Here is a 22,618-nt window from a genome sequence, read left to right as displayed (position 1 = left end):
CGGCCCCGGAAACCTTCAGCAACCTCGCGAGCTTCGGCGAACACCACGGTGGTGTTCGCTGCTCCCCGGTGGATCGGATGCTCACGCCCCCGGAGCGGCACTCTTCCTGTGTTCTTCCTGTGCCCTTCCTGTATTTTTCCTGGTTTGGCAAATCCCTATCCTGCCATCACTTTCAGTGACTGGCCGCCATACTGACGGTCAGTCACTCTGACATTCGGGGCGCAGGGGGGATGTACGTGAACCGGACGAGGGTGATGAACCGGTCCTTTGCCGCCGTTTGGGTGAATCCATTGCAGGCCTATGCGATCGGTGGCCGAAACCGACGGGGATTCAGCCAGTTGGCATGCGATCCAGACAAAATCATTCCGCCCCGTCGATCCGCCTTCTCCGGCATTAGGATTCCTGCGGCATCAGGACAACTGTCCTGGTGAACACTGGCCCTGACGGGCCAGGAGATTGGGGAAGAAGAGGGGGAAATGGCGAACTCGCCAATGAGGGCAGGGTCGGCACGGCGCTCACGCGCCAGGATCCTGTCCGCCACGGCCATGATGCTGGCCGCGACCGTCATGGGGACGACGGTCGCCCAAGCACTTCCGTCCGACACGGCCCCGGAGCCGCTGCCGGCCAACTACCGCGCGCAGGTGGTCGAAGCCTGGCAGGGCGGCGGCACTGCGGTGAAGGACGCGGCCGCACGGGCACTGGTCGGCTCGGACGCCGACATCACCACGTTCTTGACCAGCACGCTGAGCCGTGCTCAGGCGTCGGACGAGCGCTTCGCCGTCATCAAGATGCTGAGCAGCACCGGCAAGGGCGTGCGCGACGCCGCGACGAAGGCGCTGAGCGGGTCGGACGCCGACCTCCACGCGTTCGTCACCAGCGGCTGGCAGAACCCGATGATGGACGACCGCCGGGCGGCGATCGTCACCATCGTCGACGGCGCCGACGTCGCCGTCCGCACGGCCGGGACCAAGGCGCTCGGCGACGGCACCGCCGAGGCCATGGACGCCTTCCTGACCACCGGCCGGTTCAAGGCGCAGGAGGAGGACGACCGGGTCGCCGTCCTGCGGCTGATGGACGTCTACACCGGCCCGGAGTTCACCAAGCAGGCCGGCCGGGCGCTCAGCGGCACACCCGCCGACATCCGCGGGTTCCTGGAGAACGGCCAGCTCCTCGCCCAGGCGAGGGACCAGGAGACGCTCGACGTCAAGCAGCTCGCCCAGACCGCGAAGGACGCCACCAAGCGGGCCCTGGAGGAGACGGCCGCCGCCCAGGAGGCGGGCGCCCGGGCCGAGAAGGCCGCCGAGACGGCCAAGCAGGCCGCGCTGACGGCCGCGGACGAGGCTGCCAAGACCAAGGACGACGCCGAGAAGACGGGCGCCGCGGCCAACCGGGCCGCCGAGGCCGCCCAGGGTGCGGCGGAGGCCGCGAAGACCGCGATCGACGCCTCCAACACGGCGGTGGCGGCAGCCAAGACGGCTGCCACGGCGGCGCGTTCGGCCGCTTCGGCCGCCGCCGCCGCCGGCCAGGCCGCCAGCCGCGCGTACAACGCCGCTGCCGCCGCCGCGGGCGACCGGTCCCAGGCCAAGGCGGCGAGCGACGCCGCTGTGCTGGCGCGCAACGCCGCCGCCGGTGCGCGGGACGCGGCGTCGGCCGCCTCGTCCGCCGCCGACGCGAGTGCCCGGGCGGGCCAGGCCGGCTCCGCCGCGGCCCGCGCCGCCAACAACGCCGCCGCTGCCGCCGAGGCCAGCGCCCAGGCGGCCGGTTCCGCTGGCCAGGCCACCGAGCAGGCGGCCCGCGCCCGCAACGCGGCCACCACCGCCCGCAACGCGGCCAACGCGGCCAGCACGGCCGCGACCCGTGCCCAGAACCTCGCCACCGCGGCCGCCGCCGCGGCGGGCGAGGCCAAGGATCTGGCCAACCGGACCGCCGACCACGCGGAGAAGGCCGCTGCGGCAGCCGACGCCGCGGCCGCCGCAGCGGGCCAGGCCCAGGACTGGGCGAAGATCGCGGGGCAGCACGCGGACGCCGCCGCTGTCGCCGCCGAGACCGCGGCCTCGGCGGTGGCGAAGGCCCAGACGCTCGAGAAGCTGGCCCGTGACGCCGAGGCCGTGCAGCTGGAGTCGGACAAGCAGCTCGGTGTCACCCAGGCCGACCTGCTGCTGAAGGACGATCAGGCCACCCAGGCGGACTTCAACCAGCAGCAGACCGAGGCCGCCTCGCAGGACGCCGCGACGAAGGACCTGGTCAAGCAGGCCGCGGCGACCGGAACAGCCACCGCGACGGCCGCCCAGGCCGGCCGCAAGGCCGCGGTCAACCTGCTGAAGTCCACCGGCTCCTGGACCCGGGCGTCGGCGCAGGCCGCGCTCTCCGGCACCGACGAGGCCGTGGTCTCCTGGGCCAAGTCGGACTACCAGCGCAGCCTGCAGCTCGACGACCGGGAGAAGATCCTGGCCGTCACGAGCATCGCGAACGCCAAGCTGGCGACCGAGGCGCAGAAGACGCTGGAGAGCACCGACCCGACCGCGGTCGAGAGGTTCCTCAGCGGCGGGGCGCTCCAGGCCCAGGCCGAGGACCTGCGGGTGCGGACCGTCTCCCTGGTCTCGGACGGCGGCAAGGCCGTCCAGCGGGACGGCGGCGCGGCACTGGCCGACGGCCGGGTGTCGGTCCTGGCCGCCTTCCTGTCCAACGGCTACGCCAAGGCCCTGGCCGAGGACGACCGGGTGGCCGTGGTGGTCGCCACGGACGGCGGCGGGCCCAACGTGAAGGCCGCGGGCGCGGTCGCCCTGGCCGGACCGGCCTGGATGCAGCACGAGTTCGTCCGCAAGACCCAGTTCACGGCGGCGCAGAAGGACGCGGACACCGACGCGCACGTGTCGTCCGTGCTGAGCATGATCGCCAACGCCGCGAAGGACGCGGCCACCGCGAGCGAGAGCGCCCAGCGGGCGTACCAGATCGCCGCGGACGCGCGCCACGCGTCGGATGAGGCCGCGCACTGGGCGAGCCTGGCAGGGCAGTCGGCCCAGCAGGCGAAGGGGTACGCGGACGACGCCAAGGCCAAGTCCGCCGCCGCCGACGCCTCCGCGGCAGCCGCCGCCGCTTCGGCGCAGAAGGCCAAGAGTGCGGCGGCGACCGCGCAGACGGCCAACCGGCAGGCCAACTACTCGGCCACCCAGGCGACCACCTCCGCGAACCAGGCCGTGAACTCGGCGGCGAGCGCGAGGGCCTCGGCGGCGCAGGCCGCGGCCAGCGCGAGCGCGGCGGGCAAGGACGCCGCCACGGCGTCGCAGGCCGCGAGCGACGCCCACGCCATCGCCGCGCAGAAGCGGGCGCAGGAGCAGGCCGCCGCTGCCGCCGCCGCGGCGGCCCAGGCGAAGGCCAACGAGGCCAACCACGTCGACCCGGTGAACACGCCGGCCAACGACAAGGTGACCACTCCGGCTCCGGCTCCCGAGAAGCCCGCTCCGGGCTCTCCGCCGAAGGACGACAAGCAGCTGTTCAAGGACTACGGAGACTTCCTGGGCAGTGTCAGCACCTGGAGCGGGTTCGTCGCGGCCGGCCTGATGCTCATTCCGGGTGGCCAGCCCTTCGCGGCCGCCGTCGGCACGTTCTCGCTGGTGACGGGTGTGGCTTCGGCCCTGTACACCGGGATCGGCTACGGCTTCAGCAGCGACAAGTTCATCGGCTCGGTGGCATCCGTCGGCCTCTCCCTGATCGGTGGCCGAGTGGTCGGCGCGATCGAGAAGGGCGCGGCGGAAGCGGCCAAGTTCGGCGTGAAGGTGACCGAGAAGGTCGGCGAGAGGCTGGTGAAGGCCGGACACAGTGCTGTCTCGTCCGTCGTCAGCTGGTTCTCGAGCGACGACTGATCAGGTGATCGCTAGGCAGTGAGTGATCGGCCGTGTTCGAATGGCCGTGACAGAACAGTGGCTGTGGAGCCCGCGTCCGACGCGGGCTCCACAGCCGGAACGAGGGGGGTGTGCGGTGTATCCGTTGGGGCTTGGTGTCGTTTCGTGGTGGTGGCTCGCGATTCTGGCGACCGCGGTGTTCTGGGCGGTGCTGGTGCCGGGAATGCCCACGCGCACGCACCGGATCAGCATGGCGCTGGCGCCGGCCGCGATGGTGGTCTTCGGCCTCGGCAGCTACTACGCGAAGCACATGGACGCGGCCGCGGTACTCGCCATGTACTCGTTCGCGGTGGTGGCCTTCCCGGTGGGAATGGTCGGCCACCGCAGGAAGTTCGCGCAGCGCCTGATGGAGGCGAAGGAGAGGGGCGAGTCGGAGGACAACACGTGGCCGCCCGCCATGATGGCGCAGGTCTTCGTGTCCCTTGTCGTCTTCGGGACCGCGGCGATCTGGACCACCCGGTAGCGGCTCGGTCCACGGCTCACCCGCCCGCGACAACCTTTTCCCCGGGCATATAGGCCGTATACGAACATGGCGGAATTCCAGATGCTTCCGAAACGGGAAACGATCTTCCGGAAGTCGACCCGCTCGTGATAGCAATGGTGCCGGTCGGGGCCGGGGGTGGCCGGGGGTGGCCGGGAGCGCCATTCGACCAGGTCGCCGGTACGTGCACCGACTCGGCAGGTCCGCTGCGAACCAGCAGCAATTGACGGCTAATCAGGGGGTTTTATTCATGCGTTCCATCACCAAGATGGTCATCGTCGGCGCGGTCGCCGGCACGGTCGCGGTGTCCGGCGTCGTGGGCGCCGTCGCGGCTGACCGCAGCGCCGCCGCGCCCGGCGGCACCGCCGCCGCTCCGAAGGCGCTGACCGCCGACGACACTCCGCCGCCGGCCGTGGAGGACTTCGCCTACCCCGGCGCGGACCAGATCTTCGCGGACCGTGGCATCCGGCTGAAGAGCGGTGACGGCCACATCGTCCTCGTGCCCTGCGCCCCGGGTCTGCTGGAGGTCGACGCCCGGAACATGGCGGAGACCGACAAGGTCGGCGGCGGCCGCTTCTGCTTCACCACCACCGGCACGTCCGGTCGGCTCAGCCTGGAGCTGCCGTCGACCTACGCCGTCTCCACCTCCGACTACTCCGTCCACGTGGTCATGGTGAACGGCACCGAGACCAAGATCCACGACCTGAAGCCGAACACCTGGAACAAGGTCGGCGAGCTCACCGACCCGCAGCAGCGCCCGTTCACCCTGCTGGAGCTCACCACCTCCAAGTGAGGCTCCGATCAGGCGGTTTGACGCACGCCTGATCCCCCGGCCCCGGCCCCGCCGCGCGAGTGGCGGGACCGGGACCAGCGGGACCCGAACCATCCGAGCGGCCCGCATCGCCGCCGCCCGCGAGCGGTGCGAACGCCCTCCGCGCCCACCCCGCAGACGGCGGCCGACTCCACGAAGCCCGACGGGGCCGCACAGCGGGACTCCGACCGCCAGGATGCCGAACGGCCGGGCCTGCGCTGCGAGTTCCTCGGCAGCCGGCTGCCGTCGCTCGGCGATGGGCCACCGGCCGCACAGACCGGTGAGCCGGCTGCAGGCCTGCCGCTCGTACCGCTCCAGGCCGCCGAGCGAGTGCAGGGCGACGGCCTGGCGGCCCGTCAGAGGCCGCACGATCGCGGGCTCCGTCGGACGCGGGCGGCTCACTCGTCCCCGGCCTCGGCGACCACGGGCCCGAACTGCCGGGCCAGCCTCACCGCTGACCTGCCCCGCAGGCCCTGCGCGCTCCAGGACAGCGCTTCGCGATCGTCGGCGAGGACGCCGGCGGGAAACCCGCCGGACCACGTCGGACCGATCGCTACCCGAATTCACCTCTTATCGTTGGGAACCCTGTTCATGCCTCGCAACTCCTCGCTCCGCTCCCGACGAGCGGGCGTGCTGGTAGCGGCCGCCGCCGCGGCCGCCGGCACGATGACCTCCTTCACCCCGGCCGGCGCGGTGACCGGCGACGCCGCCGCCGACGGCTCGTACGCCTACACCGCCCGGATCGTCGTCGGCGACGCCCTGCGCGGCTGCACCGGCACGCTGGTGGACCACTACTGGGTGCTGACCGCCGCGTCCTGCTTCTCCGACGACCCCGCACAGCCGCAGACGCTGGCGGCCGGCGCGCCGAAGTGGAAGACGACCGTCACCGTGGGCGCCAAGTCCGCCGACGTGGCCGAGCTGGTGCCGCGGCAGGAGCGCGACCTGGTGATGGCCCGCCTGGCCACCGCCGTGGACGGCATCACCCCGCCGGCGTTCGCCACGACCGCCCCCACCTCGGGCGAGAACCTGCGGGTGGCCGGGTACGGCCGCACCAAGGACGAGTGGGCCCCGCTGAAGCCCCACACCGGCTCCTTCACCCTCGGTACCGTGAGCGCGACCGGCATCAGCGTCACCGGCACCGGCGGCGCGGCGGTCTGCAAGGGCGACACCGGCGCCCCCACGATCCGCGAGACGGGCGGCAAGTCCGAACTCGTCGCCGTCGCCTCCCGCTCCTGGCAGGGCGGCTGCCTCGACACCCCGGCCACCGAGACCCGCACCGGCGCGACCGCCACCCGCGTCGACGACCTCGGTGGATGGGTCTCCTCGACCGTGGCCGCCGGCGGCGTGTCGGTCAAGTCGGACACCAAGCTGACCTCCGGACAGTCGATCGTCGGCGCGGACCTGAAGCTGACCATGCGGCCGGACGGCGACCTGGTCGTCACCCACAAGCAGGTCGACAACGGGATCCTGTGGTCGAGCGGGACTTCGGGCAACAACGGCGCCTGGGCGTACATCCAGCCGGACGGCAACCTCGTCGTCTACAAGAGCGACGGCAACCCGGCCGCCGGCACCGGCGCCCTGTGGGCCTCCGGCACCTGGGGCCAGAACGGCGCGTTCCTCAAGCTCCGGAACGACGGCAACGTGGCCATGGTCAAGGCCGACGGCAGCTCCGTCCTGTGGTCCGCCGGCACCATCCGCCTGGACCAGAAGCTGAACAGCGACACCAAGATCAAGCCCGGTCAGTGGTTCCAGTCGCAGACCGCCGTGGTCGAGATGCAGGCGGACGGCAACCTGGTCCGCTACCGCCGCGCCGACGCCGAGCCCACCTGGAACACCAACACCTCCGGGAACAAGGGGGCGTGGGCGTACGTGCAGACGGACGGCAACTTCGTCCTGTACAAGAGCGACGGCAACCCGGCCGCCGGCACCGGCGCCCTGTGGGGCTCCAACACCTGGGGCCAGAACGGCGCGTTCCTCAAGCTCCAGGACGACGGCACCTTCGCGCTCTACAAGAAGAACGCCGCCGAGACGGTCGCCAACACCGTCTGGAGCGCCACCACCTTCCGCTCCGGCACCCAGCTCGTGGCCGGCCAGCAGGTGTACGCGAAGACCACCCGCCTGGCCATGCAGTGGGACGGTGACCTCGTCCTCTACCGCCTGAGCGACAACGCGGTCCTGTGGCACAGCAACACCGCCGGCAACGGCAACGCCTTCCTCCGGATCCAGCCCGACGGCAACGCCGTCGTCTACTCCGCGGACGGCAGCCGCAGCCTCTGGGCCTCCGGCACCTTCTGGTCGGCGGGCGCCTTCCTGAAGCTCCAGGACGACGGCAACCTCGTCGTCTACAAGGCCGACGGCGGCGAAGGCATCGGCAACGCCATCTGGTCCACCAACACCTTCGCCTGATCCCGGGCCCGCCTCACCGTCCGGGGCCCGCGCCGCGCACTGCGCGATGCGGGCCCCGGACGCCGGGCTGTGGTGCGGCGTCGATGCTACGCACTCTCCCGCCCAGGGCCTTCGAGCGGACCGTGACCGATCCGGTCGCGGTCCGCTCGAACCCGCACGACGCGCTGGTAGTCCGCCGACCCCGGCCCGTGCGCTGTCGCCCCCCTCACCAGGCGACCGGCAGGACGAGCGGGCGGGTGAACAGGTTGTCCTCGTCCCAGGGGAGTTCGTCCGCGTCGATCGCGAGGATGAGCCTCGGGAACCGGGTGAAGAGTGCTTCGAAAGCGATCCGCAGGTGCGCCCGGGCCAGTGAGGCGCCCAGGCAGAAGTGCGGGCCGGCGCCGAAGGTCCTCGATCCGTCCGTACGGCGGTGGATGTTGAACCGGTGGGGGTGCTTGTAGTGATCCGGGTCCCAGGTCGCCGCGATCATCGGCGTGACGACCGACTCCCCCGCGCGGATCGGCACGCCGCGGATCTCGGTGTCCTCCAACGCGACTCGCGGGTTGGACAGGTAGCCGTTGTGGTGGAACCGCAGGACCTCCTCCACGACGGCGGGCCACAGCCGCGGGTCTTCGAGGACGCACTGCAGCTCCTCGGGGTGCCTGAGCAGGGTGACGATGCCCGTGGACGCCGAGGAGACGAGCGGTTCGATCCCGGTGACGAGCAGGTAGCTGACGGTGCCGTGCAGCTCGTCGGAGGTGATCTCGTCGGCCTGACGGGCCGCGATCAGGGCGCCGATCGGTTCGGTCGGGTCGGGAGCGGACCACTTGTCCGCGACGATCTCGGCGGCCAGCGCGCCGATCTGCTCGGTGGCGGCCGAGACGTCCGTCCGGTCGGCGTTCTGGCTGGTCTGCTCACGGAAGCAGCCGTGCAGCGCCTGGCGCCGGTCCGCCGGGATGCGGAGCAGCCCGCAGCTGACCCGCAGGGCGAGGGGCGCCGTGTAGGCGCTGACCAGATCCGCGGGGTTGCTTCCCGCGGCCATCGCCGTCAGCAGGTCCTCGGCGTGCGCCGCGATGGCGGTGGAGTACCGTTCGGCGGCTCGCCGGTTGAACAGCGGGTTGAGGATCTGCCGCACCCGGGTGTGCCGGGGCGGGTCCAGGTTGAAGATGCCCCCGGGCACGGAGTTGAAGTCCTCGCCGATCAGTCGCGGCGCGCCCGGGTAGACCAGGTCCCTGGAGAAGCGCGGGTCGGTCAGGACTCCGGTGATGTCGTCGTGGCGGGTCAGCAGCCAGGTGGTCTGCCCACTGGGCATGCGCAGCGGGCAGACCGGGCGCTCCCGCCGCAGCGTGGCGTACAGCGGCGGCGGGGTCCCGTGCTCCCCCGCGGGCAGCGGCCACTGGAGGATGTCGGTGTCCGACAGGGTCACGACTGGGCTCCTCTGGTACCGGCGTTCGGCGGCGCGGCCTGCTCGACGGCCGGTGCCACGGCCGGCTCGACGGCCAGTGCGATGGTGGCGAAGCCGTGGCCCGGCGCCGGCGCCAGGGCCGGGACCTCGCCGTTCCACAGGGCGAGCTGCAAGGGCCAGGGACGGTTGTAGAGGAGGAGGGCGGTCCGGGTCCCCGTGATGCCGGGCAGGTCCAGGACGAGCGGGAGTTCGGCGAGGACGTAGCCGAGGTTGAGTTCGATCTGCGCCGGGGTCGGCTCGCCGCCGAGGACCGTCATGAGGTAGCCGCGGGATGCTTCCCGGCACAGTTCCCGTAACCGGCCGTCCGAGCGGAAGGCGTCGTCGACCTGGGCGCGCAGCTCGCGGTAGCGCTTCCGGTTGATGAGCCGGGTCCAGCTGTTGACCCGGTCGTGCGGGTTCGGGCCGGAGGCGTGGAGGGCGCGCCGTGCCGCCGCGCGCATCCTGCGCACGGCCCGGGTCGCGCTCTGTGCGGCCTCCCGGGGTGCCCGCCCGCAGGCGATGAGGCCGAAGGCCATCTCGTAGCCGGGCAGGACGGCTTCGACGTGCCGAAACCTTCCGGCGGCCCAGGCCAGCAGGGTCTCGACGGTCGCGGGCCGGTAGAACCCGTTGAACGGGCTCAGTCCGAACACCGCGGCCTCACCGGTGTCGAGGATCTCCCGCGACTGCTCGTTGAGCGGGTGGACCGTGACGGCTTCCGCCGGGACCGCGATCACAGGCTCCGCCGCCAGTACGCGCCGCAGACGTCGATCCGTCGGATCGGGTCGTCGATCCGCTGCTCCTCACGGAAGTCGTGCACAGCGGCCCGGCACGCCGGGATGACGTAGTCGTCGATGATCACGAACCCTCCGGTGGACAGCCTGGGGTACAGGTGGGTCAGGGCGTCCCAGGTGGATTCGTAGAGGTCGCCGTCGAGCCGGAGCAGCGCCAGCTTCTCGACCGGCGCCTGGGGCAGGCTGTCCCGGAACCGGCCCGGGAGGAAGGCGACGTGGTCGTCCAGCAGCCCGTAGCGGCGGAAGTTCTCCGCCACCTCCTCCTGGGGCACGCCGAGTACCCCGTTGGCCTCGTGCAGGGCCAGTTCGCGGTCCAGGGGGTGCCCGTCCGCACCCACCTCGGGGATGCCGGTGAAGGAGTCGGCCACCCACACGCGGCGGTCGGTGATGCCGTGCGCCTTCAGGAAGGCACGCATGAAGATGCAGGCCCCGCCGCGCCAGACGCCGGTCTCGATGAGATCGCCGTCGACGCCGTCCGCGACGACCCGCTCCAGGCAGTCGTGCAGGTTGTCCAGCCGCTCCCTTCCGATCATCGTGTGCGCGGCAGCGGGCCAGTCCAACCCTCCGTGCCGCTCCTCGGCCTGGTAGCCGGTCGGTCCGTCCGGAGTGAGCCCACCGTCCTGGTAGATGACATTGGTCAGGACCTTCTTCATGAGGTCCAGGTAGAGGTGCCCGTCACTGTCGCAGTCATCCACTGGCTGTCTCCCTGGCAGGTCGGTTCTGGTCCGGATCGGTCCAGATCGGTCAAGATCGGTCCGGAGGGCTTGGCGGACGTCACGCTGGTGGTGCGGACCACCCGCGGTCGATGAAGTCGGGAGCGCCCTCCTCGGAGTTGACGCCCTTCTCGACGAAGGCGAGGTTGTGGTAGATCGTCAGAGCCACGGCATGCCGGTCGGCGTAGGACGGTCCGGGCGCTGCCGCCGGTGGCACCCACTCCCGGTGGTGCAGGCCGTCGACGAGCTGCTTGAGCAGGCCGACCGAGGTTCCGGGCCCGGCGACGGGGCCGGCGGTGCCGCCGTAGCCGGGCCAGTAGGCGGTCTGGAGATCCTCGACGACGTACAGCCCGCCGGGCCGCACGTGCGGGAACAGGGCGGTGAAGGAGGCTCGCACATGGGCGTTGAGGTGGCTGCCGTCGTCGATGACGATGTCGAACGGCCCGAACCGACGGCCGAGGTCGTCCAGGAGTCCGGGGTCGCCCTGGTCCCCGACGGCGGTGGCGATGCGGGGGCCCCGAACACCGGGTTTGGGGACGATGTCGAGCCCGAGGACCAGTCCCGCCGGGAAGTAGCGCTGCCACATGCGCAGTGACGCGCCGCCCTGGTCGGGTGCGTCGTAGCCGCCGATCCCGATCTCCAGCACTCGGACCGGCGCGTTCCGGAAGCGGGCGAAGTGCCGCTCGTAGTGCTGGGTGTACCAGTGGAGGTCGGCCCACTTGTCCGAGCCGAACCGGGTCGAGAGCCCGCCGAGGTCGACCGGGTGCCGTTGGCAGGCGGCCACGACCGCCTGGACCGCGACCGCCAGCCGCTGGCGTTCGCGGACGATCGCGGTGAGCCCACCGGGGGCCGGGTTTGGAGCATTCAGCTCGGCGCAGGTGGTGACCCGTCGACTGGTCCGACGATCGGTGCCGGGGCCGTAGAGGCCGCGCAGGAGGTCGACGGCGTCATGGGTGATCCGCACCGGCGCCGCCTGCCAGCCGTCCCGCTTCGAGGTCAGCCCGTCGCGGTCGACGGTGAGGAGGCGACAGGCCCGTTCACCGCCCGACGTGAGCTCGAAGGCGAGGTGCGCGGCGCCGTCCACCGGCACCGGATCGCACCGCACGGCCAGTTCCTCGACGACGACCTCCGCGACCCGGTCGAGCCCGAGGTCGGCGACGGCCCGCGCCAGCCGGTGCTCGTCGGCCGCCGCGCGCAGCAGCGGTTCGATCGCGGGCCAGCCGGGGCCAGCCACCGCGCCCGTGGGGGCGCCGCCGACCGGTGCCGCGGTCGGGGCGCCGACCGGTCCAGGGCCGGTGCGGGTCATGACGCGGCCTCGACCAGCTGTCGGACGACCTGCTCGGGGCCGGGCATGGCCTTGATCTCCTCCCGGACCTGCCGGCAGGCCTCTCGGATCCGCCGGTCGGTCAGTGCGCGGTGGATCCCGTCGGCGAGTGCCGCGGGGTCGATGTCCCGGTCGGGGAACGCCACCCCCACCCCCCGCTCCACCACCGCTTGTGCGTTCACCGGCTGATCCGCCACCTGGGGCAGGACCAGCTGTGGCACCCCGTTGGCGAGTGCGGTGAAGGTGGTGCCCGACCCGCCGTGATGGACGACGGCGGCGCAGCTCGGCAGCAGAGCGCTGAGCGGCGCCCAGTCGACGGCACGGAGGTTCGGCGGGAGCGGCCCCAGGCCGGACAGGTCCGCCCCACCCGTGGTGAGGACGACCTCGGCGTCCGCGGCGGCCAGCGCGTCGACCACGTCCCGCAGGACCGGGGTTCCACCGACCGCGGGAAGCACCGATCCCCAGGTGACGCAGATGCGTGGGCGCCGCGGCGCAGCGCTCACCCAGTCGGGCAGCACGGCACCGCCGTTGTACGGCACGTAACGCATCGGCCATCCGGCCTTGGCGTCCGGAGGGCGCAGGCTCTCCGGGCACAGGTCGACCGTCGCCACCGGATCGGTGAGCGCACCGGTGATCCCGTGGCGTGCCCGCACGTCCTCCAGTGCGCTCAGCACCGCGGCGAAGGACGGGTAGGGCAGCCCGATCCCGTGCATCACGCAGGGGATTCCGGTGGCCTCGGCGGCGAGCTGACCGCCGGCCAGGAAGGTCGTGAAGACCAGGAGGTCCGCGCGCCACCGGCGGATCAGGTCCACGGTGCCGTCCACCATCCGGCCTCCCACCCCGAGGACCAGGGCGGCGACGTCCTCGCGCGCGGGGTCCAGCCGATCGGCGGCCGTCGGGCCCGGCCGGCCCGCCGCACCGGTGAACCGGCGCCAGGCGTCGGACAGGTCGTACCGGTCCGGCCGGTTCTTCGTGACCCGGACACCGAGCCGGTGGTAGGCGTCGGCGGCGTCGCCGTCGGATACGTCCACGGCGGCCAGGCCCGAACGCGCGGCCATGTCCAGGCTCGGTCCGGTCGCGGCCACGAGTACCTCGTGACCGGCCGACTGCGCCGCCCACATGGTGGGCACCGCAGGCATGAGGTGGCCGACCCCGGGTGCCACCACGAACAAGATGCGCACGAAGTGCTCCTAACCGGCTGGAGGCATCGAGGACCGCCGAATTCGGCGTGATTCGTTGGGATTGTCCAGCTCGGCCACACCGTATTCAAGTACGCCGGGCCGGGACCGTCACCCCGGGACCGATCGCACCGGATTGCCTGGCACGCGCATTCCGGGGGAGCTTGACCGGAAGCAACGGACACGAGACCGTGTCACGCGACGGTCATTCCAACAGAGTTCGGACAAAGGGATTTCATGTGATGAGCACATTCTCGGATCCCATGGCGGACAGGAAAGCCGATTCGGCCACACCCATCGAATGTCTCAGGCTGGCCGGAGACGACACCCGCTCCCTGCACTCCGTCGTCCACTCCTTCGAACTGGCCGACCTCACGGCCGTGTTGGTCGACGAGATCCTGTTCCGCTGCGATCCACCGGGCAACACCGATCCGGTCACCGTCGACCTGGACGTCACGCGCGGCGAGGAGCGGGTCAGCACCTCCTTTCTCGTCCAAGCCGGTCGACCGGTCGGCCTGAACGGTGCGGACGGCCCGGCCGCACTCTTCCGCATCGAATACGATGTGCTCGACCTGGTACGGGAGTTGTTCGGGCCGTCCGCGCCCGGCGGGCCGGCGAACCGACGGACCGAGCTGCGGTTCGTCCCGGAGTCCATGACAGTGGAGGGCGTTCGCCCGCTCGGCTCGATCATGGCGGCGGCCAGCACCATCCTCACCGGCTGCTCCTCCGACCACCCCGGACTCGCCCGGCTGGCCCTGCGCCACGACTCGGACAAGTGGGGCGGCCTGCACTGGTTCGCCGCCCTGTACGAACGCCACCTGCGCCAGCTGCGCGACCAACCCGTCCGAGTGCTCGAAATCGGAATCGGCGGATACGACCACCCCACCCTGGGCGGCGGGTCATTGAAGATGTGGAAACACTACTTCCCGCGCGGTCTGGTATTCGGCGTCGACCTGTACGACAAGAGCGGCCTCGACCAACAGCGCCTGCACACACTGAAGGCGGACCAGAGCGACCCCGCCCAGATGATCGAAATCGCCGAACGGCACGGTCCGTTCGATATCGTCATCGACGACGGAAGTCATATCAACGAACACGTCAGGACAACATTCCGGGCGCTGTTCCCCCACGTCCGCGCCGGAGGCCTCTACGTCATCGAGGACCTGTGGACCTCCTACGCCCCGGGCTTCGGCGGAAACGAGGACCCGGAGGCGTGCGACAGCACCACGCTCGGCCTCGTCAAACGGCTCGTCGACGACCTGCACTACGAGGAGCAGCCGTTGAAGACCACCGGCGGAGTCGGTCCGTCCCTGGCCGGAATGCACCTCTACCGCAACATCGCGTTCCTGGAGAAGGGCCGCAACGCCGAAGGGGGGATCCCGGGCTGGATCCGCCACTGAGTCCGCAACACCGCTCGTTCCACAGGCAGAGCCCGGCGAAGAGCCAGGCGGACCCCAGCACGGCGCGGGCCTCGTCGAGGGTGCGACAGTGCGTCCGACCGGGGTCGGCGATCATCACCTCGCAGTCCCGACCGGCGGTCAGGAAACGAACCGCCCGGGGCGGTCGGCGACCGACCGTCCCGGGCACCGGACCGCGCCCGGCGGCCCCGTCAGGACCACCCCCACTGCGGCTTGCCGTTGTCCTTGCGGCCGATGTCCCCGTACTGGTACTTGTTGTTGGGGAGGGCGAAGACGTACTCGTGCGGGTCGGCCGCTGCGCCCTCCAGCTTCTCCGGGACGCTGTGGTAGCCGAGCGCGTAGAGGTTCTTGGACGGATCCCAGCTGTTGTAGCAGGCGATGGCCTTGAGCTTGGTCTTCATGTGGGCGTCGGGGATGTTCAACACGTAGGCGGCGCCCCTGCTGCGGTCGGGGAGCTCGTGGTCGTAGGCGTAGACGAAGTTGAAGCGCACATCGGTGAGCTTGCCCTCCCTCGCCAGCTGCACGGCCGCGTCGGTGATCGCCTTGTGGGTCGCGCTGACCTCCAGCCAGCCCGCGGTGAACTTGTGCGAGGCGCCCGGGTACTGATCCGCGATGGACGCGATCTTCGACTTGACCGTGCTGGTGAACTTCTTGAAGGCGTCGTCCCCGCCCCACGCGGAGTCGGGGAGCTTGAGGTTGATCACCTTGTCGACGCCGAGGCGGGCCGCCGAGGCCATGAACTCGGCGGTCCGGGCGGGCACGATGACGCTGTCACTGGCGCTCGCAGGTATGGTCGGCCAGTTCAGCCCGTGGTGGCCGCGGGCCACGCACGGATGCCGGCGGTCCTCTGTGGTCATCGGACAGGGATCGGTGTTCATCCGCCTCGCCAGCCCGTCGTTCTCACCCCGTGTCACCAGCACCAGGTACACGGGCCGTCCGGCCGCCTTGTGCTCCAGGATCGACCCGGCCAGACCCAGCGCCTCGTCGTCCTGGTGCGGCGAGTAGAAGATCGCCGGAGCTGACGCGGCCGACGCCCTGCCCCCCGACAGACCGGTACCCAGGAGCGTGGCCCCGGCCAGCGCCCCCGCCGTCAGCACCCGTCGCCGGGACAGACCCGCCCCTCCGTTGTCCACCATTGCCGCCTCCTGCCGGCCCCACCGGGCCGGCCCGTACCCCGGCCCGCCGTCGCCGGTGGCAGCGGAGGAGTCGAAGCGGTGGAGGAAGTGACGATCGGCCATGGGCAGGCTCCTTGGACAGCGGCCCCACGGGGCGGCACGGGAAACGGGAGTCGACGGTGACGGCGGACGAACCACCAGGTCACGCCCCCGACGCTACAGAGCGCACCCGTCACCCGGCGTCACCCACCGGAACGGGGACCGCACTCCCGCTCCCACCCTCGCCCGGCACCGTGCTCCCGGGTCCCACCCCGCCCATCGGCGGGGGTGCTGGTACGCCGTACCGGCTCCACGGCCGCCGGATCCGCTCCGCCGGACGCCTCGCCCTGCCCGTTCGTGCGGGAGCACGGGAAGCGGCGGGCGCGTGCGGCGGCATCCGAGGCTCGTCCGGCCAGCAGCGGCGGGCCGGCGCCCGGCGCTGGCGCACAGCGCGGGGCTCGTCCTCACGGGGTCGGTGCCGGCCGGAGCACGAAGCCGCAGTTCAAAACATGCGAGGACCAAGCCCGGGTGCGGGTTGCATCGGCTGTGCTGAGGACGTCTTCACGACGGCGAGGGTTCTTCACCCCACGAGGGCATACCCCGCACGCGTTCTGCTCGGCCGAGCCGTGGACGGCCGCTCAGCGGTGCTCGGGGTTCCCAGTCTCCCTCCGCACTCGGACCGGGCACCCAACCTCGTGTACCGGTCACATTGCGGCGGTGGCACTTACCGGCGTGATTCGGCAGGATCCCCTTCATGAGGTCTCAGGACACAGGGTTGTCACCCGCGTGGGTTGCGCGGAAGGTCGTGGCGTACGACGAACTCCAGGCCGTGGCGGGCTCGCTGTGGTGGTTGCAGTCCGACCCCGATCACGGCGGCGTCCGGCGCGTGATGTGTTCGGAGGGCTCCGGCAACGCCTTCGCGGTGACACCGTCCGACTTCTCAGTCGGAGGTGAGCTCCACGCCTACGGCGGCGGCAGCTTCGCCGTGGTGGAGGGCGCGGTGTGGTTCGTCGGGGACGGCGGCTCCCTCTTCCGCCAACCGCTCGGCCGCGCGCCGGACAGGATCGTGTCCATCCATGGCTCCGAGCACTATGGCGACCTCACTCCGGGCCCGGACGGCAGCGTCTTCGCGGTCCGTGGTGACGGCGCTGCGGACGAGATCGTCGCGGTGACTCCGGCCGGAGACGTTCAGATCCTGGTTCGCTCCTCCGAGTTCCTCTCCTGCCCCCGGCTCGCCGGGGACGCCCTGGCGTACCTGGAGTGGAGCCGGGACCAGATGCCTTGGGACAGTTGCCGCCTCCTGCTGGCCGACATCCGTTCCGGCCGCCCCGGAGCGGGCCGGGTCGTCGCAGGCGGCTCCTCGGAGTCCGTGCTCCAGCCGTCCTGGGGGCCGGACGGACTGCTGTACTTCATGTCCGACCGAACGGGTTGGTGGAACCTCTACCGGCTTCGCGACGACACGGTGACGCCGGTCCTGCCCATCGATGCGGACTGCGCGCCGGCGCCCTGGGAAGCGGGCTACCAGTCCTACGGATTCGCCCCCGACGGCGCCGTCGTGCTGACCGTCCTGAACGGGTTCTCCGCCGAACTCGTCGCCGTCGATCCCACCGGCGGTCGGCGCCGGCTCGGCCCGAACCTCACCTCGGTGAAGCCGTACATCGCGGTCGACGAAGGCCGGCTCGCCGTGATCGGCTCCTCCCCCTCGTCCGCCCCCGGGCTCTGGTCGCTCGACCTCGCAGCACAAGCCGACGCCCCGGCCGTCCCGGTGGGCACCCGGTCAGGGGCGGTTCCGCCTTGGACGCCCGTCCCGCCGTCGCTCGACACAGCACCGGGTGCGGACGGTCCTGTCCGCTTCCTGCTGCACCGGCCTTCGGGAACAGCGGCGCCCGTACCGCTTCTGGTGCGGGCGCACCCCGGTCCGACGGACGATGTGCCCCTGCGGCTGGACTGGACGACCCAGTTCTTCGTCAGCCACGGCTTCGCCGTCGCCGAGGTCCTCTACCGGGGCAGCACCGGCCGTGGCCGCACCTTCCGGCAGATGCTGCACGGCCACTGGGGCGAGTACGACGTCGAGGACTGCGCCGCGGTGGCCGAGCACCTGCGCTCGACCGGCGTGGCACTGCCCGGGGCGATGTTCATCAGCGGCGCGAGCGCCGGCGGGTACACGGCGCTCCAGGCGGCAAGTCGTCCCGGGCCGTTCGCCGGTGCGACGGCCACCTCGGCGATCATCGACCCCGCACGGTGGGAGCTGTCCGTCCCGGAGTTCCAGCGCCCCCACGCGGCCGCCCTCCGCGGGCCTGCCGGAGCGGTGACGCCGGAACGGATCCGTTGTCCCGTACTCGTGATTCACGGCACCGCCGACACCATCACGTCCGCCGAGGAGGCCATGCGGTTCGCCCAGGATCTGGCCGCCCTCGGCGGTGACCACGACAGCCTGCTGCTGGAGGACGGCGACCACTACCTGTCGGCGCCCGCCGCCCGGGAACAGGCCCTCCGCGCCGAACTCGACTTCTACCGCCGCCTCATGAGCCGCCCAAGAGCTTGACGGCCATGTCATCGGCCTCGGGTAGCACGGCCCGGGCGAACTCGCGCAGCTCCCGGGCCGGGGCGCAGTCGGCATGGACCCGCAGCTCGGCCAGGACGCCGGCCACCCGCTCGACGCACCGGCCTGACCCCGTCCTGGCCGCGTAGGCGACGGCGTCCCGGCCGGCCGCGCACGCCCGGTCGAGGTCTCGAGTGCGCAGCCAGGTGGCGGCGAGCAGGGCGGCGTCGATCGCCCGCCGGCGGACCCTGTCCTCCCCCACTCCGCTGAGCGCCTCGGCGAGTTGACTCCTCGCAGCCGGGGCACGACCGAGGTCGTGGAGGCAGTGGGCCACCTCGTCCGCGAGGTAGGCGTGGTTGAAGTAGCGGATCCAGGTGGGCTCGTCCTGGTGGTCAACGGTGTCGAGCAGCTTCTCGGCCTGGATGATCAGCTCGGTCGCCTCGGCCTCCCGGCGCATCCTGGCGTTCGCGCGGGCCACGACAGCGGTGATCGCGGCCCGGGTTGCCGGGCTCGCGGCGGTTCCGGCCGCCGCTTGGGCCGAGGCTGCCCAGCGCAGGGCGGTCTCCGGCTCTCCACAGTGCAGCGCGAGGTGCCCGAGGTTCACCGCCACGAGGTAGGCGCTGTACGCCTGATCGTTGGTCACAGCTGTCAGGGTGAGCGCGCGCCGGTAGTAGGCCTGGGCCTGGTCGGGGTTTCCGGTGTCGACGGCCTGGTATCCGGCGAGCTCGCAGAATCCTGCTGTGAGCCCCGCCCGCCGACGAGCGACCGACTCGTCCGCGACCGGGCGACGGAGAAGCGCTTCGAGTTCGTTGTCGATGTAGGAGCTGACCTGCCGCTGGTACTGCCGGGCCCCGTGCGTGTGATCGAGCTGACGGAACAGGTCGAGCATTCCCTCGGCGGCGCCGAGGTCGGACTCGGTCACCGGCAGCACCAACGCGGTCGCTTCGGTCGGTGAGCTGATGGACAGCCAGTCGACGACCAGACCGCTCACCTGTGCCAGAGGCGACCGTACGGGCGTCACCTCCTGCTCGCCCCGGCTGAATTGGTTCGCCGCTTGCGCTCGTCCGTCACCCTTCTCCGGAACGGCGGCCGGCCCACCGACCGCATCCGATCCTCCGGGGAGCAGGGAACGCAACTCGGCCGCGGAAACCTTCAACAACCTCGCGAGCTTCGGCATCTGCCACGGTTGCGGCGTCGCCGTGCCTTTCTCCCAGCGGTGGACGGTTGTGCGGTCAACGTCCATCAGCGCGGCCAACTGCTCCTGGGTGTAGCCGGCGGCCCTGCGCTGCACGGCGAGCCGTCCCCATCGTGCCATCGCGCTCTCCCCAAGAGTTCCTGGTGCGCCAACCGCGCAGGTCATCAGCGCCTTTTCAACATCACTGCCGCACGTTGCCACAAGTCTGCACTGTTCCACCGTGCTTGGCAGGTGCTTCCGTATGAGCCCCCAAGGATTTCGCACCTTGGACCGGGCTCCTCCCTACGCACTGCCACGGAGCCGCACGCACCTGGGCGTCGGCACGCTGTCCGGCCGTGCTCGGGCGGCGCCCCCGTCAGGCTCCACAGCTTTCCAGGCAAGGAAACCGATAGCCACGACCGGTTCGAGTCCGTCCGTGAGTCGTCGGCCCGCCCGCCGGGCCCGTCACGGACGAACGGTGACAGCACTCACTCCGACCTCCGACAGCGGAGGACTACAAGGAAGACGTATGGAGATGACTGAACACGCTCCCCCGCAGCACGCGGTGGTGATCGCCTCCGGTGGGCTGGACAGCACCACCGTTGCCTACTGGCTCGCCGACAGCGGCAGCCGGCTCACGCTGCTCTCCTTCGACTACGGGCAGCGGCACCGGAAAGAACTCGATTTCGCCCGCCAGGCCGCTGGCCGCCTGAACGCCCGCCATGAGGTGGTGGACCTGAGCGGTCTCGGCCGCCTGCTGTCGGGCTCGGCACTGACGGACCCGGCTGTCGAAGTGCCCGACGGCCACTACACCGCCGAGAGCATGCGCAGCACCGTGGTGCCGAACCGGAACGCGATCATGCTCTCGGTCGCTGTGGGTGCGGCGGTCGCCGTGGGGGCGGACGCGGTGGCGTTCGGTGCCCACGCCGGCGACCACGCCGTCTACCCGGACTGCCGCACCGAGTTCTTCGACGTGTTCGGCGAAGTCGCCCGGGTCGGCAACGAGGGGTTCATCGCCGAGGGCTTCCGGCTGCTGGCGCCGTTCATCGACCAGACGAAGGCGGACATCGTGCGGGTCGCCGGTCAGGTCGGTGTGCCGTTCGCGGACACCTGGTCGTGCTACCGCGGCGGCGAGCTGCATTGCGGGACGTGCGGGACGTGCGCCGAGCGGATCGAGGCGTTCGCGCTCGCCGAGGTCGAGGACCCGACCGAGTACGCCACCGCGCCAACGGGGGTGGCCCGATGAACGGGGTCGTCGTGCCCGGCCGACACCGGATCGGGAAGACGTTCCGGTTCGAGGCGGCCCACTCCCTGCCCGATCTGCCGGAGGGGCACCAGTGCGCGCGGATGCACGGTCACTCCTACGCGGTGGAGTTCGTTCTCACCGCCGACCGGCTGGTGCCGCCCGGGTTCGTCACGGACTTCGGCGAGCTCGCCCCGGTGAAGAAGCTGATCGACAGCACGCTCGACCACCGGGTGCTGAACGACGTCCTGTCGGTCGCGCCGACGTCGGAGAACCTCGCCGCCTGGCTGGCCAGCTGGTTCGTGGAGCACGTGGAGCCGCCGTTGCCGGGCCGGCTGGTGTCGGTGCGGGTTTCGGAAACGGCGAGCAGCTGGGCCGAGTTCGTACTGGAGGAGCGGTGAGCGTGTCCGGGGGTGAGGTCGTCGGCGGCAGGGGTCTGCTGGTGGCGGAGTGCTTCGGGCCGACGTTCCAGGGCGAGGGTCCGAGCGTCGGGCAGCAGTCGCTGTTCGTCCGGTTGTCGCGGTGCAACCTCCACTGTCCGGGGTGCGACACCCCGGAAACGTGGGACTGGTCCCGGTTCGACCCGCGGGAGGTGTCCACGCGGCACGGCGTCGAGGATCTGGCGGCGTGGGTGATGGCCCGCTCTCCCCGGCTGGTGGTGGTCACCGGCGGTGAGCCGCTGCTCCAGCAGCCCCAGCTCGTCGACCTGATGCAGTTGCTGTCGGGCCGCCGGGTGGAGGTGGAGACGAACGGCACCATCGTCCCGCGGCCGGAGCTGGTCGAGTCGGTCGCGGCGTTCAACGTGTCGCCGAAGCTGGCGGCCTTCGCCGCGCCTGGAGACCGGCGGATCGTCCCGGAGGCGCTGGAGGCATTGGCCGCCTGCGGGAAGGCCCGGTTCAAGTTCGTCGTCCACGAGGCCGGCCAGCTCGACGAAGTCACCTCCCTGGTAGAGGAGTTCTCGCTTCCCGAGGTGTGGGTCATGCCGGAGGGGGCGAACAGCGCGGTGGTCCTGCGCACGATGCGGGAGCTGGCGGACGAGGTTCTGGGGCGGGGCTGGAACCTGACGCCGCGGCTGCACACGCTGCTCTGGGAGGCCGAACGTGGCCGGTGAGAGCAGCGAAGCACCTGGACGGCGCGGTCGTTCCGGCTCCCCGAGGCCGCGCGTGTTGGGTAGCGGCCAAGTATGTGGTGCAGAGGGGAGCGGGATCCTGCATGCCGTCCAGGCACAGACCACTATAGCCAACTCCCGTACTCCGCGCGCCCATTCGCTGATGCCGTTCCTCGTCGATCCACGGCATCTGAAGGCCGCCGCACGGGCCTGCATGCGCCGGGCCGGAGCACCGGGTGCCGACGGGACGAGCTGGGCGCAGTTCCGGCAGGGCATGGACAGCCGGCTGGAGGTCCTGGCCGAGGAGCTGCGGACGGGCTCCTGGAGGCCCGGCCCGCTGCGCGAAGTGGCGATAACCACGTACACCGGCAAGGCGATGCCCTCGGTGATCCCAACGGTGGTGGACCGGGTCGTCCAGCGGGCGATGCGGTCTGCGGTCGAGCCTGTGTTGGAGCAGCGGGCGTTCGCCGACTGGGTCTCGGGCTACCGGGCCGGGCGGAACCGGATCACGGCGCTGCGCGACTCCGACCGGCACCTGCAGGAGGGCTTCCGGTGGGTGGCGGACGTGGACGTGCGGCGGGTGTCGGAGGGGTCGTGCGCGGCCGAGGTCACCGACTGGCTGGCCGAGCACGTGGCGGACGGCTCGTTCCTGCGGCTGTTCGAGCGGGTGCTGGAGCCGTTGCCGTGTCCGCTCGTCCCGGGCACGGCGCTCGCGCCGCTGCTGATCAACCTGCGGCTGTCGCGGGCGGACGCGCGGCTTGCGGGGCTGCGCACGGTGCGGTTCGCGGACAACTACTGCGTCTTCTGCGGCGGCGCCGAGCAGGCCGGAGAGGCCCTCGAAGCCATCACCGGCGCGCTGGCGCGCTGTGGGCTGCGGCCCAACCTCGCCAAGTCCAAGGTCTGGGCCGGCGTGAACGCCGAAGACCTGTTCCTGATCGCCGGATGAAGGG

17 protein-coding genes are annotated in these 22,618 nt (G+C 71.4%); 10 read left to right on the top strand and 7 right to left on the bottom strand.

From position 1 onward, the window contains the following. Positions 1 to 545: 545 nt before the first annotated feature. The 4 genes from ACFCY1_RS00275 to ACFCY1_RS00260 all read left to right on the top strand — a co-directional run bounded on the left by ACFCY1_RS00275 (position 546) and on the right by ACFCY1_RS00260 (position 7,600). Positions 546 to 3,863, top strand: a complete 3,318-nt coding sequence (locus tag ACFCY1_RS00275; protein ID WP_375872953.1) for an ALF repeat-containing protein — start codon at positions 546 to 548, stop codon at positions 3,861 to 3,863. A gap of 202 nt (positions 3,864 to 4,065) precedes the next feature. Continuing rightward, positions 4,066 to 4,365 (top strand): hypothetical protein, encoded by a 300-nt coding sequence (locus ACFCY1_RS00270; protein WP_143204551.1) that lies wholly within the window; start codon positions 4,066 to 4,068, stop codon positions 4,363 to 4,365. Positions 4,366 to 4,633: 268 nt separating this feature from the next. After that, a complete protein-coding gene (locus ACFCY1_RS00265) occupies positions 4,634 to 5,176 on the top strand; it encodes a hypothetical protein (RefSeq protein ID WP_053112263.1) in 543 nt (180 codons plus the stop codon). A gap of 609 nt (positions 5,177 to 5,785) precedes the next feature. Next, complete coding sequence (locus tag ACFCY1_RS00260; protein WP_375872952.1) at positions 5,786 to 7,600, top strand: trypsin-like serine protease; 1,815 nt, start codon at positions 5,786 to 5,788, stop codon at positions 7,598 to 7,600. 205 nt (positions 7,601 to 7,805) lie between these two features. Here the strand turns inward: ACFCY1_RS00260 and ACFCY1_RS00255 are convergent, their stop codons facing one another. The 5 genes from ACFCY1_RS00255 to ACFCY1_RS00235 form a co-directional block, all read right to left on the bottom strand. After that, positions 7,806 to 9,005 carry a cytochrome P450 gene (locus ACFCY1_RS00255; RefSeq protein WP_049655872.1) on the bottom strand — a complete coding sequence of 400 codons (1,200 nt, stop codon included), beginning with the start codon at positions 9,003 to 9,005 and terminating at the stop codon, positions 7,806 to 7,808. After that, positions 9,002 to 9,757 (bottom strand): tRNA-dependent cyclodipeptide synthase, encoded by a 756-nt coding sequence (locus ACFCY1_RS00250; RefSeq protein WP_375872951.1) that lies wholly within the window; start codon positions 9,755 to 9,757, stop codon positions 9,002 to 9,004. The genes ACFCY1_RS00255 and ACFCY1_RS00250 overlap by 4 nt, the downstream gene beginning before the upstream one ends. Beyond that, positions 9,754 to 10,509 carry a TylF/MycF family methyltransferase gene (locus tag ACFCY1_RS00245; RefSeq protein ID WP_234348545.1) on the bottom strand — a complete coding sequence of 252 codons (756 nt, stop codon included), beginning with the start codon at positions 10,507 to 10,509 and terminating at the stop codon, positions 9,754 to 9,756. The genes ACFCY1_RS00250 and ACFCY1_RS00245 overlap by 4 nt, the downstream gene beginning before the upstream one ends. Positions 10,510 to 10,588: 79 nt before the next feature. Next, the gene (locus tag ACFCY1_RS00240; protein WP_375872950.1) at positions 10,589 to 11,833 is read right to left on the bottom strand and encodes a hypothetical protein; all 1,245 of its coding nucleotides are present in this window, start codon (positions 11,831 to 11,833) and stop codon (positions 10,589 to 10,591) included. Then, positions 11,830 to 13,032 carry a nucleotide disphospho-sugar-binding domain-containing protein gene (locus ACFCY1_RS00235; RefSeq protein WP_375872949.1) on the bottom strand — a complete coding sequence of 401 codons (1,203 nt, stop codon included), beginning with the start codon at positions 13,030 to 13,032 and terminating at the stop codon, positions 11,830 to 11,832. The genes ACFCY1_RS00240 and ACFCY1_RS00235 overlap by 4 nt, the downstream gene beginning before the upstream one ends. A gap of 239 nt (positions 13,033 to 13,271) precedes the next feature. Between ACFCY1_RS00235 and ACFCY1_RS00230 the strand changes: the two genes are divergently transcribed. After that, positions 13,272 to 14,429 (top strand): hypothetical protein, encoded by a 1,158-nt coding sequence (locus ACFCY1_RS00230; protein ID WP_375872948.1) that lies wholly within the window; start codon positions 13,272 to 13,274, stop codon positions 14,427 to 14,429. A 209-nt stretch (positions 14,430 to 14,638) separates the two neighbouring features. Here the strand turns inward: ACFCY1_RS00230 and ACFCY1_RS00225 are convergent, their stop codons facing one another. After that, entirely contained in the window at positions 14,639 to 15,685 is a 1,047-nt protein-coding gene (locus ACFCY1_RS00225) for a PIG-L deacetylase family protein (protein ID WP_375872947.1), read from the bottom strand. Positions 15,686 to 16,406: 721 nt separating this feature from the next. On the opposite strand from ACFCY1_RS00225, the gene ACFCY1_RS00220 reads away from it, so the two are divergent. Beyond that, positions 16,407 to 18,146 (top strand): prolyl oligopeptidase family serine peptidase, encoded by a 1,740-nt coding sequence (locus ACFCY1_RS00220; protein ID WP_375872946.1) that lies wholly within the window; start codon positions 16,407 to 16,409, stop codon positions 18,144 to 18,146. Here the strand turns inward: ACFCY1_RS00220 and ACFCY1_RS00215 are convergent. Continuing rightward, positions 18,124 to 19,434, bottom strand: a complete 1,311-nt coding sequence (locus ACFCY1_RS00215) for a helix-turn-helix transcriptional regulator (protein WP_375872945.1) — start codon at positions 19,432 to 19,434, stop codon at positions 18,124 to 18,126. The genes ACFCY1_RS00220 and ACFCY1_RS00215 overlap by 23 nt on opposite strands. Positions 19,435 to 19,846: 412 nt before the next feature. Between ACFCY1_RS00215 and queC the strand changes: the two genes are divergently transcribed. The 4 genes from queC to ACFCY1_RS00195 all read left to right on the top strand — a co-directional run bounded on the left by queC (position 19,847) and on the right by ACFCY1_RS00195 (position 22,614). Further along, a complete protein-coding gene (gene queC, locus ACFCY1_RS00210) occupies positions 19,847 to 20,563 on the top strand; it encodes a 7-cyano-7-deazaguanine synthase QueC (protein WP_310593086.1) in 717 nt (238 codons plus the stop codon). Further along, a complete protein-coding gene (locus ACFCY1_RS00205; RefSeq protein ID WP_375872944.1) occupies positions 20,560 to 20,961 on the top strand; it encodes a 6-pyruvoyl tetrahydropterin synthase family protein in 402 nt (133 codons plus the stop codon). The genes queC and ACFCY1_RS00205 overlap by 4 nt, the downstream gene beginning before the upstream one ends. A 2-nt stretch (positions 20,962 to 20,963) precedes the next feature. Next, positions 20,964 to 21,671: a 7-carboxy-7-deazaguanine synthase QueE gene (locus tag ACFCY1_RS00200; RefSeq protein ID WP_375872943.1), complete on the top strand. Its 708-nt coding sequence runs from the start codon at positions 20,964 to 20,966 to the stop codon at positions 21,669 to 21,671. Positions 21,672 to 21,831: 160 nt separating this feature from the next. Continuing rightward, the gene (locus ACFCY1_RS00195; RefSeq protein WP_375872942.1) at positions 21,832 to 22,614 is read left to right on the top strand and encodes an RNA-directed DNA polymerase; all 783 of its coding nucleotides are present in this window, start codon (positions 21,832 to 21,834) and stop codon (positions 22,612 to 22,614) included. The last annotated feature ends 4 nt before the right edge of the window (positions 22,615 to 22,618 follow it).

It is taken from the genome of Kitasatospora sp. NPDC056273, assembly GCF_042268845.1.
GTDB lineage: Bacteria > Actinomycetota > Actinomycetes > Streptomycetales > Streptomycetaceae > Kitasatospora.
Note: the sequence above shows the minus strand (reverse complement) of the source record. Positions and strands in the feature narration are given on the sequence as shown.